The organism is Gemmatimonadota bacterium, from assembly GCA_009841265.1.
Taxonomy (GTDB): Bacteria; JAAXHH01; JAAXHH01; order JAAXHH01; family JAAXHH01; genus JAAXHH01.
In genome coordinates, this window is sequence record VXMB01000009.1 from 1,565,687 (window position 1) to 1,578,367 (window position 12,681).

Below are 12,681 nucleotides of genomic sequence, written 5' to 3' on the forward strand. Positions count from 1 at the left end.
CGGTTCAGTCCAGGCCGGCGAGGCACGCGCCGCGCTCCACGTCGAATCCCTGGCGGCGCAGGTACTGCTCCAGTCCGACGAGGAAGGGCGTAACGGCCTCCAGGTTGGCGTTGTGCGCCATGTGACCCACGCGTATGGTCCGGTTCACGTAGTCGCCCAGGCCCAGACCGACATGCATGCCGTATTCGGCCTTCATGAAATCGGAAAAGGCGACGGGCTTTAACCGGTCTTCCGTCAGGATGACCGTCATGTTGACACAGGCGGCCCGTTCCTCGGCCATGACCTTGAGGCCCATGGCGCGTACGCCTTCCCGCACCACGCGGGCGACCTTGCGGTGCCGGGTCCAGCAGGCCTCGAGCCCCTCTTCCAGGATATCGTCCGTGCTTCTGATCAAAGCGACGAAGTTGTTGACGGGCATGGTGCCGGGATGGGGATGGACGTCGGCCTGGGTCTCGGCGAAGTGGCGCAGGTTCTGCAGGTCGGTCATGAACCCGCGGGGCTCCCGCCGGTCTTTCATGGCGTCCCAGGCCCGGTCGCTCACGGCCACGAGGGCCAGGCCCGGCGGCGCGCCCAGGGCTTTCTGGGAGGCGCACACCGTGACGTCGATGTCCCAGGCGTCCATCAGGTACTGCTCGCCGCCCACGGAAGCGATGGTGTCCACCAGGACGAGCATGTCGTGTTCCCGGGCGGCGGCCGCCAGTTCATGCACCGGGTTGGCCACGCCCGTCGACGTTTCCCCGTGCACCATGAAGACCGCCTTCAGGCCTGGGTTTGCCGCGGCCGCCTCGCGAATGTCCGCAGCCTCGAAGGGGATGCCCCAGGGTTTCTTCACCACCACCGAATCCAGCCCGAAAGCCCTGGCGAGATCGTCCAGTCGCTTGCCGAAGAGGCCATTGTCGAGCGTCAGGATCCGGTTTCCGGGACTGAACAGGCTGTTCATGACCACGTCATTGGCCGTGTGGCCCGATCCCACGAGCGGGAAGACGTCTCCTTCCGTCCCGATCACGCGCTGGAGATTGGATACGGTCCTGCGCCAGATCTCCACCCAGCGGTCGCCGTAATGGGCGGTGAGGGGATCGCTCATGTGGGCGAGCACGTCGGGGCTGACTTCGATGGGACCGGGGATCATAAGACGGTAGTGTTTGCGCATGGATGTTACCTGTAGAAATGGAGAATCGAATGAGTTCAGTCGTCGTTTCCTGTGTCGTTACCTGGCGGTCGAAATATCGTTCGAATATACGGCAACGGGGCAGGTGGATCAACAGAGAAAAACTGAAGGCGCAAGGGGTGGCCGCCGTATCTTAAAATAGTGTATTTCGTGGATTTTCGCAGGTTACCGGATATACATTGGCCTTGACTCGGACGGGATGTCCGCCTTTATTACTTCTGTTTATAACTTCTGACTGTACCTAAGGAAGATGGTGTCCCCGAATTGTATTCGACCCGTAAATATAGCAGAATCGTCACCATTAGCATGAGGTTGCGGTAAATGAACCATCGATTCAAGACCCTGGCCGTTCTGTGCGGCTTCATCCTTCTGTCCACCACCGTTCAGGAGTCGAATGCGGCTTCGCGCAAGCCGGTTGTCGGCAAGAAGGGCATGGCGGTGGCCGTCGAACCCCTGGCCACGCAGATCGCCGCGGACATCCTTAAGAAGGGTGGTAACGCGGTGGACGCGGCCGTGGGACTGGGGCTGGCCCTGGCGGTGACCCATCCTTCCGCCGGCAACATCGGCGGCGGGGGCTTCATGGTCATTCGCCTGGCGGACGGTACGGCCGTGGCCGTCGACTACCGGGAAAAGGCGCCCGGTAAAGCCCATGACCGGATGTACCTGGACCCGGACGGTAACCGGGCCGTGAACCAGAACGTCGTCCTCACCCGCGGCGACGGCACCTCCTATCATCCCTTCACCAACCGGATTCACCACCTGGCCATCGGCGTGCCGGGCACCGTCGCGGGGTTCGCCCTGGCCCTCGAGAAGTACGGCACCATGTCCATGGCGGAGGTCATCCAGCCCGCCATCGATCTCGCCGAGAACGGTTTTATCCTGACGGAACGCATCGCCCGCGGACTGAACGGGCGCAAGGTAATCTTCGACCAGATCCCCGCGAGCAAGGCGGCCATGCTGCGCAGCGACGGCGAGGCCTGGCAGGAAGGCGACCGCTGGATCCAGAAAGACCTGGCGGAAACCCTGAAGCTCATCGCGCAACACGGTCACGACGGCTTTTACAAGGGAAGAACCGCCGAGCTGATCGAGAAGGACATGAAGGCCGGCGGCGGCATGATCGACCGGACCGACCTGGCCAACTACCAGGCGATCGTCAGGGAACCCATACGCAACACCTACCGCGGGGAATACGAGATCATCTCCATGCCCCCGCCTAGTTCGGGCGGCATCACCATGTCGCTGATGCTCAATATACTCGAAGGGTACGACGTGAGCCGGATGGGCCATAACGCGTCCAACACCCTTCACATCATGACCGAAGCCATGCGACGGGCCTACGCCGAACGCGCCCGGCACCTGGGAGACGCGGACTTCGTCGAGATACCGGGACATCTCACGACGAAGGAGTACGCCGCGGAGCTTCGGACCACGATCGATCCCTTCTTCGCCACGCCCAGCGAGGAACTGGGACCTGAACTGACCATGGCAACGGAGCCCATGGAAACAACCCATTATTCCGTCGTCGACCAGTGGGGCAACGGCGTATCGAACACCTATACGCTTGAAGGCGGGTACGGCTCCCACATCGTCATCGCGGGAACGGGCATGATTACGAACAACGAGATGGGCGATTTCAATTACCAACCGGGGGTCACCCGAAACACCGGACAGATCGGCACGCCGCCGAACCTCATCGAACCGAACAAGCGGATGCTGAGTTCGATGTCGCCGACCATCGTTACGCGCAACGGCGAACTGTACCTGGTGGTGGGCAGCCCCGGGGGACGCACGATCATCAATACGACCATGCAGCTGATCCTGAATGTCGTCGATCACGGCATGAACATCCAGGAAGCAGTCGACGCGCCGCGCATCCACCACCAGTGGTTCCCGGACTTCCTACGCGTGGAAGGCGGAGTGGGGACCGACGTCGTCGACGCCCTGAAGACGAAGGGGCACAATCTCAGCAGTCGCGGATGGGGGGGCGGTTCATACCGCCAGGGAGACGGCCACAGCATCATGGTGGACCCCGAAACCGGCGATCGGCTGGGCGCCCCGGACCCCAGGATCGAAGGCGCTGCATTCGGACATTAGGCGAACGCGCCGGATGATTCCCGCCGGGGTGATTCCCGCGGGGAACCCGGCCTCTCGCCTGCTGGAGCAGCCATATTGAAGTTGTACGACCGTGACGCCGCGCAGGAACTGCGTCACCTTCTGGGCAGGTTCACCCGAGCGCCGGTGGCCCACCTGCCCACTCCGCTACAGGACTGTCCTCGCCTCGGGGAGGCCCTCGGGGGCCCCCGCATATTCATCAAACGCGATGACATGACCGGACTGGCCATGGGCGGAAACAAGGCCCGCCAGTTCACCTACTCGCTGGGTCCCGCCCTCGAGAACGGGTGCGACTACCTGGTCCACGGCTCCGATTCCCAGTCCAACCAGTCCGCGCAGACCGCGGCGGCCGCCGCCCGGCTGGGCATGAAGTCCATCGTGGTCATCCCGCGGGACCACCGATCCTATCCCGTTTCCGGCAACCTGCTGCTCAACCACCTCATGGCGGACCAGATCAAGTACGTCTTTCCCCTGACCGTGAAGGACGAGTTGAAAAAGCAGATCGACGAGCTGGAATCCAAGGGATCGAAGGCTTACGACACGAGCAGCGACGGCGCGATCCTGCGTGCCGTGGCCTACGTCGATGCCGTACTCGAACTGTGCGAACAACTCGCGCAGCGGAGCATAACGCCAAGGGCCATCTATACGAGTTCCATGACCCATACCATCGTAGGGCTGGTAGTCGGACTGCGCGCCGTCTCCGCCAGCTTCAAGGCCGTCGGGCTCAACTACTGGGTGGGAGACGACCGGGAGATGCAGGAACGTCTCGCGCCCGTGGCCAACGAATGCGCCTCGGTCATCGGACTGAAACACACTTTCACACCGGACGATTTCGATGTCTCCTGCGCGTTCGCCAAACCGGATTTCGGCGAACCGTCGCGAACCAGTCTCGAAACCATGCGCCTTGTGGCGCAGACCGAGGGCATCGTACTCGACCCGGTTTACACGGCCAAGGCCATGGACGGCCTGGCCATACACATCCGCGAGGGGCGGTTCCAGACGGACGATTCCGTCGTATTCCTTCACACGGGAGGAACGCCCGCCGTATTCGCCTACGGAGACGAGCTCTTCGGTTGAGCCGCTCCGGTTGGATACACCAACCCATTCACGAGAGGTTATATCTATTTTGTTTCGCAGATCATCCAGGACGTCACGAACGTCCAAGACAGACAGCAAGGAGCAGGCCGTCCTGACCAGACGGGTTACCAGAGACCGGGTCCACCAGGTATTCGGTCCGAATGTCTCACCGGCCATCACGGTGAGCCGCGGCGAAACCGTCGTAGTGGAAACGCAGGACTGCTACAGGGGTCTCCTTACAAAAGAACCCAAAACCCATGGAGACGTCGACCGGCCCGGGGGTATACCCGTAACCGGTCCGATCTACGTGGAAGAAGCCAGCATCGGCGATGTGCTGTCGATCCAGGTCAAGCAGATCGAGACGGCCGGTACCGGCGTGTTCGCCGTGCGGCCGGAAACGGGCGTTCCCGGTCAGGATATCGAAAAATCGGAGGTGCGCGTCCTCGAAGTCAACGAAAACCAGGTTCACCTGGACGACCGGCTCAAGCTGCCGCTTCACCCGGTGATCGGTAGCATGGGCGTGGCGGCCAAGCACGGGGAGATCGATACCGTCTACCCGGGCCGGCACGGCGGGAACATGGACACCCTGGAAATCACGACCGGGTCCCGGGTCTACCTCCCCGTGCAGGTCAATGGCGCCCTGTTGTCGCTGGGCGATGTGAAGGCCTGTGTGGGAGATGGACAGATCGCCGGTTCCGGCGTGGAAGTCGAAGCGGAAGTCACCCTGCGGGTGGACACGCTGCCGGGCGGCCGGTTCTCCTGGCCCCGGGTCGAATCGAAGGGCGAATGGATCACCATCACGTCCGCGTCCACGGTAGACCAGGCGGCGCGCCTGGCGATCACGGAAATGGTGAAATGGATCTCGCAGGACAAGGGGCTCGACTTCGATACGGCCTACGCGCTGGTCAGCCTGGGCGGCAGCCTGCGCGTCAGCCAGTGGGGAAATCCATTGACGACCGCGCGCATGGTCTTTCCCAAGCGCCTGATCAACAAGCTCAAATCGGTGCCCGCCGCATCCGGCCGGCTCAATTACCGGGTGCTGCCGCCCGCGGCCAACGGCGACGCCGGAGGCGAGACCGTGGCGGCCGAAACGGAACAACCCGCAGCCCGTTCATCCCGCAGATCCGGCTCGGGGCGTTCGCAACGTGGATCTGGCAGGTCCCGGCAATCCGGCGGCCGGCGCGGAACGCGCCAGAAGTCGAACGGCGCGCCGGCTCCCGCCAGCGGCGAGAACGACCAGCAGGTCGCAGCCAAAGACGACCAGCAGGTCGCAGCCAAAGACGACCAGCAGGACGCGGCCAAAGACGAGGGGAAGGTCGTGGTCCAGGAGGACCGGAAGTCCGTCGACAAGGACGACCAGCAGGTCGCGGCGAAAGACGACCAGCAGGTCGCGGCCAAGGACGACCAGCAGGACGCGGCCAAGGACGATCAGCAGGTCGCGGCCAAGGACGACCAGCAGGACGCGGCTACAGATAAACGGTCGGATTCGAACAGAGGAAAGCGTTCCGGGCAGGCAGGCCGGGGTGCCGCGCGAGGCAATGGTCACAGGCGGACCCGGGGCAGATCCACCAAGAAAGATGAATCCACCAAGAAAGACGAACCGGTCTCTCAAAAGGACCCATCGCCGGTGCAATCCGACACCGGGGCCGTCCCGGTGGAGGCCGCTCCGGCAGCCCGCGGCGGAAAGGATGCCGTGACGGAACCGGCAGAAAACGCCGCGAAAGCCTCGGATTCCCGCACGGAGACGCAGCAGGCCGCAGACGAGACCGCGCAGGACACCGCTCCCCCCAAGCCCACGTTCGGCAGGAGGCAGCGTCGTACGGTCCGCCGGTCGTAAGATCAGCTACGTTTCGATTCGACGTCGATCCGGATTTCTGTCTCGAAAGCGGTGCCGAAATCGAATACCTCGTCGAAGTCTTCGATGGAGTCTTCCTCGGTCTTGCGCAGTAGTCCCTCGTTGACGAGATTGAACACGATATCGCCGAAGTGACGGGTTTTGGAGATGTTCCACTCGTCGAAGACCAGCTTCGCCGCGATGCCGAACCGCTCGAGGGCCAGGTCCCGTATGCCGAGGGAGAGCTCCTTCCCCGTGATGTGCCTGCGGACGGTCAGTTTTTCCACCGTGAAGGAAACCGCCTCCATGACGAAGAGGTAAGCCCGCCGGGGATATCGGCCATCCTTTTCCAGGATGAGGTCGAGTACTTCCTGGGGATCCTTTTCTTCCGACACGTCACACCTCCGTCAACCGAAGCCGGCCGGCATCTCCGGTCCGCCGGTCATCATCTTGTGTCCGCCGGCCGGCAACCGTCCGGTTACCAGTTCTGTACGGGATGGCCAGCCCGTGGAAACCACGTGACGTCCGCCACGTAGGACAGAAACACGCCCAGCACGAAGGCCACGAGCATGCCCATCACCGCGGGTATGGCCTTCCGGTAGAGCTGGATGCCGCCGATCTTCAGCAGCAGGGCCTTCACGCACCAGACCACGAATAGGGAAAAGGCCGAGCTGGCCATGCCCGGCGTCAGGACCACGGTGAACCCGATGGGATGCAGCGACCACCACGTGAACCGGTGATGGGCCTGGATCAACAGGGCGGTGACCAGACCGCCGAACATCATGAACCAGAACTCGGTGCCGGTGATCGCCTCCCGGTTGTTGATCCATTTGACCAGGTTGTTGTAGGGCAGCTGCGTGCCGTTCGTAAAAGCGGGCTCGAAAAACTGCGAAGCCCCGCCGTGGTTGTATCCCAGGTACAGCGTGAAGACCAGCGCCACGACGATGCTCATCGCGAGCACGGCGGTGATCGTCCTGAAGGACCCCTTTCCCGTACCGCCCAGCTCATCGTCCACCTTCGCGATATGCCCCATGGAGCACATGCCGAGCGTGCGCCAGTTCCGTGCGTATGAATTGGCGATGGCCAGGTTGGTCAGGTCTCGCGTACTGATACTCCCGGAACCGATGACGGCCACGGTGAAGTCGTGGGTCTCGAAGGGCAGGTCCAGGAATACGATACCCGTCTCCGCCACGATGCGGGTCACGCCCACGAACATGATCAGGAGAGAGCCCATCATGAAGGCGATGATGCCGAGGGACATGCCCGACGCGTACAGCCAGCAGACGATGTACGTAACGCCACCCAGCACGCCCAGCACGGCCATTCGGTATGAGAAGAACTCCCTGGAGTCGTCCACGTGGGGCGCCTTGCCCAGCGCCTTCATCACGACGTCCCTCAGGTGGCGCCTTGCGGACCACAGCGCGAAAAGGGTAAACATGAGAAAACCGCCGGAATGCTGCGATTTGACGACGGCGAAGGCCCCGGGAACGCCGAGGCGCGTCATGATGCCCTGCTGAATCGTCATGATGACGAAGAACACCCAGATGCTGAACAGGACGTTCAGGTTGGTGAAGTACCCGACACCCGCGACCAAGAAATTGAATTTCACGGGAATGGCGGGAAACGACCGCGCCAGCACAAGGTTAAAAAAATGCAGTGGGCCGAGGGGGATCGGACTGACCCAGTTGAAGAAACCGACTATGTTCCAGAGGAAGATGAACAGCGTAATGCCGAAGGCGTACCAGAACAGCTTCGACTGCATCACGGCCGGCAGCGCCCGGCCCTTTTTCTCCTCGATCATGATCAGCGGGATCTGGGCGAGGGGGAAGGTCAGCCGCTCGTGTTCCACCCACTGCTTGCGGAGCATGACCATGGCCGATGCGCCGACCACGAAGATGGCGAGGAAGAAGGTGATCCACCAGACCATCGGAACCGTCCAGGCAGCGCGGATCATACCGAGTACCGGGGGGCGGCTGTCCGGGATGCCCTCGAAAAACCATGTGAGGGCTTGCTGTTCGTCCTGGACGATGAGCCAGGAGGGCAGGTACTGGAAGAACAGTTCCGCCCACTGGTTCTCCGTGGTGGCGTTGTAGTACGGTCCCGTAATACCGCCGATCCAGTAGGAACTGAATGGCCAGGCAGGAATGGTCGAAGCGGTGAAAACCAGGAAGAAGACGATGATCAGTTCGTTCCGGTTTAGCACCCTGGACGGCCAGAAGCGTTTCAGCAGGGGATTGAGTCCCAGCACAACCAGCAGGAAGGGGAACAGCGCGGAAACGGGCAGGTGGGTCAGACTGATGAAAGACGACTGGGAGATATAGCCCGCGTGGATCGTCCAGATGTTCAGCAGAATGGACAGGAAGACGCCGATCAGCAGCGCCCTGCGGGTGAGTCCGGTCGTCAATGTGGCTGCCAGGCCCCTGCTTCCGGATTCGCCGGTCCGCGGGGTGGTCTCGCTGGTCTGAGACATGGAAGCTTCGAATTCCCTTGTTGTTCAGGCACTGCCGCCGGGGCCGGTTCCGTCAACGCCGGCAGGTCGACCGCGGTCGCCGCCGGCAGATCCGGACCCCGGAGGCACCGGGGCAGCGCGGTTCAATCCCAGGTGTTCAGTCCTTCTCTTCCGAATGCCGGAAGAAGAACGAAGTGATCATCGGTTTCCTTCATCCGCTGTCGTAGCAGGTCGTGGTGCCGCATGATCTCCGCCCGGTACGCCGGATCCTCCACGAGATTCCGCTGCTCCCATGGGTCCGCTGCAAGATCGAAGAACTGCCAGGGCCTGCCTCCGTGGTTGTCGCCGCGTACGGTGTATTTATACCGGGCGGTACGGAACCCGCGCCACACCCAGTCGTGGAAGGCGACGCCCATCCGCTGTTCCGCCACGAATTCCAGCAGGACGCCTTCCCGGTCCAGGCCGCTGACACTGCCGTTAATCAGCGGGGCCAGGTTCTCGCCGGGCAGGGTGTCTCTAGGCTTCAGCCCGGCGAGGCCCAGGATGGTGGGGAACAGATCCTCGGTGGAGACCGGGTCCTCGACCACGGCACCGGCCCGGTCCGGGTGACGGGGGTCCGCCACGATGAGGGGAATCCCCGTGGACTCTTCGTAGGGCCACTGCTTCCCCCGAAGACCATGGGCGCCGCCGAGCTCTCCGTGGTCCGCCATAAACAGCACAACGGTCTCGCCGTGCAGCCCGGTACGCAGAAGGAAGGCGCCCAGGCGGCCCATGTTCCAGTCCAGGTTCTCGACCATGGCGTAGTACCGCTTCCGGTTGAGCATGAACCGTTCCGTGGCCTCGGCGTCGGTCGCCTCCACGTTGGGCGGCAGCACGATGTCCATTGCCTCCCAGCTGCGCATCAGGGCCTCCGGCGCCTCAAAGGGATCATGCGGCGGTTCGACGGAGATCACCATGCAGAAAGGACGGGACGGGTCCCGGTGCTCGAGGTAGTCCATGGCGAGGTCGAAGAGTCCGTCGGTCTGGTATCCTTCGACCGGCCTGGGCACCGGGTCATCGTCCTCGAAGTAATAAGTGTCGAAGGGGCCGTTCCTGAGCTCGAAGCCCATCCATTTCCGCCACCGGCCCCGGTATGCCTTCTTTACGGCCGTCCTGCCGCACTGGACAGCGGATCCCATGCGTCCGTGGCCGCCGTCGAGATGCCATTTCCCCGTATAGATCGTTTCGTACCCCGCTTCGTTGAACTCGTCGGCCAGGGTCCGTTCCGCCGGAGACATCCTGTATTCGATCGCGGGGACCTTCCGGTCGTGGGCGTACAGGCCCGTCATGAGAGTAAAGCGGAAGGGGACGCAGATGGGGCAGGTCGAGCTGGCGTGCTCGAAGCGCACGCCCCGGCCGGCCAGGGCGTCGACGTGGGGTGTGACGATGTTCGGGTCCCCGTAGGTGGACAGGGCCTGCCGCCGCAGTTGATCACTCAGGACGATCAGCACATTGGGCGGTGATGAAGCCTTCATTCAAATTGCCTCGTCCGGTCTTCTGAAGATAAAAAAACGACGAAAAACCCGGGTGGCGGCGCCGGTTTCACCGGGTCAATAAGGTTGTGCCGTGACGGAGGGGCCACTATATTTCCGGTCAAGAGAATAACGAATAAACACGCGTAAATCAACCCGATTCCCCTGGAGGCGTCGCCACCCTATGACCAGACCGGACGACCTGGACATCTACCTGTTCGACCTGCAGGGCTTCCTCCACCTGGAGCAGGCGCTGACGAAGGCCGAGGTGGCGGAACTGAACGCCTGCCTGGACGCGATCCCGCCCCTGTCTCCCGGTGAGTGGCACGGCTACGTCCACGCCCACACCTACGGCACCGTGGACGGCCTGAACCTGCAGCAGATATACGAGGCGGGCGCCCCGTTCGAAGCGCTGATCGACCATCCGTCCTGGATCGACAGGGTCAAGCACTTCGTGGGCGGAGAGGGTACCTTCGACTACGCCCACGGCCCCCTGTTCATCGACGAGAATTTCGCGAATTTCCGGGAACCGGGCGAGGCGATCGGACTGCACTCCGGGGGATACCCGCCCATCATGCGCAACGGATTCCGCTACCACGGCGGCCGGTTCATGTGCGGCCAGATCAACGTGCTGATCGCGCTGACCGATATAGGACCCGGCGACGGCGCCACCATGGTCATCCCCGGCAGCCACAAGTCCAACTTCACCCACCCCGATTTCGCCCGCCACGCCATGAAGCCGAAGGGCGCCTCCGTAGAAGGCATCGCCGCTTCGGTGGAACTGTTCATGGAAGCCGGCGACGCGTTGCTCTTCGTGGACGGTATCTCCCATGGTTCGGCCATGCGGCGGAACGCGGACACCCGTCGTATCGTGGTCTACCGGTACGGACCGTCTTGGGGCAACTTCCGCCACGGTTACCAGCCGTCTCCCGAACTGCTGGAACGCCTTACCACGGAACAGCGGCAAATCGTCTCACCGCAAAAGGCCTCGCCCGATGGCGCGCCCTACGGCGGGCCCGGCCTGGACTAGGCGGGAGGGTCACGGCGCCAGGCGGTCCGGTCGGCGCGGGCGGTCCGGCCGGAACCAGACGGCTGGATCAATGCGCCAGGCGGTCCGGTCGGCGCAGGCGGCCCGGATCAGGGCGGGAAGTGAAACCGCCGGCGCAACCGCCTCCGCAGCGCCGCGACCTCTTCGGGCCGGTCGTCCGCCACGTTCTCCAACTCATCCGGATCGCTTTCCAGGTCATACAGTTCGACCTCGCCGGTGTGGTGCGCCACCAGCTTGCGTTCCGCGGTCCGCACCAGCCTGAACTCCCGCAGCGCACTGGCCGCCTCCTCCCGGTGCGTCGTCCGTTCCCCCGCGAGCACGGGGCCCAGGTCTTGCGCGTCGAGCCTTTCCTGGGCGGGCAGGTCCGCCAGCGCGCACAACGTGGGATTGACATCGATCAGTTCCACGAGGGCGTCGGACGTCCGTCCGCCCGGTATGCCCGGTCCGGCGGCGATCAGGGGCACGCGCAGGGCCGCCTCGTAGGGCACGGACTTGGTGTACAGCCCGTGATCGCCCAGCATCTCGCCGTGGTCACTGGCGAAGACGACCACGGTGTCCTCCCCCATGCCCCGCCGTTCAACCGCTTCGATGATCCGGCCCACCTGGTCGTCGATCAGTTCGATGGCCGCACAGTACTGTCGGCGGGTGATGGCGACTTCTTCATCTGAAAGATCGCGCCGCCGCGCGTTGACCCAGTCCGGTTTTCCATCGCATCCGCCACCCTCGCGCCCGCTACCCTCGTGCCCGCTTTGCACGGCGGGCGGCACATCGGCGTCCCGGTAACGTTCGGCGTATTCGGCAGGCGGATCGAAGGGGTCGTGGGGACCCACGAAGCTCACGAAGAGGTGCCACGGGTAATCGTCGGGCACTTCGTCGATCCATTCGGCGGCGCGCCGGCCGATGTAGACGTCCTCGAAGGCCTCGGTAGGCAGCACCGAGTCGTGGGATGTGCCTCCGATCCAACCCCGCGCCTGGCGGGCCGCGTAATCCGCCCGGAACGCGTCGAACAGCCCCTGCTCCTCCAGCCAGAAGCCGTAGGGTCCCCGTGGTTCATCCGCCATGCCCGCGTGCATCTTTCCCTCGCACTCCACGGGATGGGTGAATCCCCAGCCGAAGACCCGGGGCCGGTCGCCGCGGCGGCCGTTGTAGGGGTCCGGCTTGGCCAGGTCCAGCTTGCCTACGCAACCGACCCGGTACCCCGCGTCCCGCAGCCGGGCGTAATAGGGCGTGATATGCCGCGGCAGGTAGCAGTTGTTGTCGAAACATCCCAGCCGCGCGGGCTGGTATCCGCTGGCCAGGCCGATGCGCGCGGGGGCGCAGACCGGGGCATTGGTGATGCATTGCGTGAACCGGATCCCGCGTCTCGCCAGGCGGTCCAGGTTCGGCGTGTTCAGGAAGGACGCGCCCGCGGCCGACAGGTAGTCGTGGCGATGCTGGTCGTCCATGATGAAGAGCAGGTTGGGGCGTCTGGATTCGGCCATG

General features: G+C 63.5%; 9 protein-coding genes. 4 read left to right on the plus strand and 5 right to left on the minus strand.

Going from position 1 to position 12,681, the window contains the following annotated elements:
• Window positions 1-4: 4 nt before the first annotated feature.
• On the minus strand, window positions 5-1,150 hold the full coding sequence (locus F4X08_11630; protein ID MYD26452.1) for an alanine--glyoxylate aminotransferase family protein: 1,146 nt from the start codon (window positions 1,148-1,150) through the stop codon (window positions 5-7).
• Between the two features lie 339 nt (window positions 1,151-1,489).
• Here F4X08_11630 and ggt point away from each other — a divergent pair, with 339 nt between their 5' ends.
• The 3 genes from ggt to F4X08_11645 all read left to right on the plus strand — a co-directional run bounded on the left by ggt (window position 1,490) and on the right by F4X08_11645 (window position 6,194).
• Entirely contained in the window at window positions 1,490-3,262 is a 1,773-nt protein-coding gene (gene ggt / locus F4X08_11635; protein MYD26453.1) for a gamma-glutamyltransferase, read from the plus strand.
• 72 nt (window positions 3,263-3,334) lie between these two features.
• Complete coding sequence (locus tag F4X08_11640; protein MYD26454.1) at window positions 3,335-4,357, plus strand: pyridoxal-phosphate dependent enzyme; 1,023 nt, start codon at window positions 3,335-3,337, stop codon at window positions 4,355-4,357.
• The gene (locus tag F4X08_11645) at window positions 4,185-6,194 is read left to right on the plus strand and encodes a hypothetical protein (protein ID MYD26455.1); all 2,010 of its coding nucleotides are present in this window, start codon (window positions 4,185-4,187) and stop codon (window positions 6,192-6,194) included. Before F4X08_11640 ends, F4X08_11645 begins: the two co-directional genes overlap by 173 nt.
• Window positions 6,195-6,196: 2 nt before the next feature.
• On the opposite strand, the gene F4X08_11650 is transcribed toward F4X08_11645, so the two are convergent.
• The 3 genes from F4X08_11650 to F4X08_11660 all read right to left on the minus strand — a co-directional run bounded on the left by F4X08_11650 (window position 6,197) and on the right by F4X08_11660 (window position 10,154).
• On the minus strand, window positions 6,197-6,586 hold the full coding sequence (locus tag F4X08_11650; protein MYD26456.1) for a hypothetical protein: 390 nt from the start codon (window positions 6,584-6,586) through the stop codon (window positions 6,197-6,199).
• A gap of 83 nt (window positions 6,587-6,669) precedes the next feature.
• Window positions 6,670-8,661: a hypothetical protein gene (locus F4X08_11655; protein ID MYD26457.1), complete on the minus strand. Its 1,992-nt coding sequence runs from the start codon at window positions 8,659-8,661 to the stop codon at window positions 6,670-6,672.
• Between the two features lie 122 nt (window positions 8,662-8,783).
• Window positions 8,784-10,154 carry a sulfatase gene (locus F4X08_11660; protein ID MYD26458.1) on the minus strand — a complete coding sequence of 457 codons (1,371 nt, stop codon included), beginning with the start codon at window positions 10,152-10,154 and terminating at the stop codon, window positions 8,784-8,786.
• Between the two features lie 181 nt (window positions 10,155-10,335).
• On the opposite strand from F4X08_11660, the gene F4X08_11665 reads away from it, so the two are divergent.
• A complete protein-coding gene (locus F4X08_11665; GenBank protein MYD26459.1) occupies window positions 10,336-11,181 on the plus strand; it encodes a phytanoyl-CoA dioxygenase family protein in 846 nt (281 codons plus the stop codon).
• A 107-nt stretch (window positions 11,182-11,288) separates the two neighbouring features.
• On the opposite strand, the gene F4X08_11670 is transcribed toward F4X08_11665, so the two are convergent.
• Window positions 11,289-12,680: a sulfatase-like hydrolase/transferase gene (locus F4X08_11670; protein MYD26460.1), complete on the minus strand. Its 1,392-nt coding sequence runs from the start codon at window positions 12,678-12,680 to the stop codon at window positions 11,289-11,291.
• Window position 12,681: the final 1 nt, after the last annotated feature.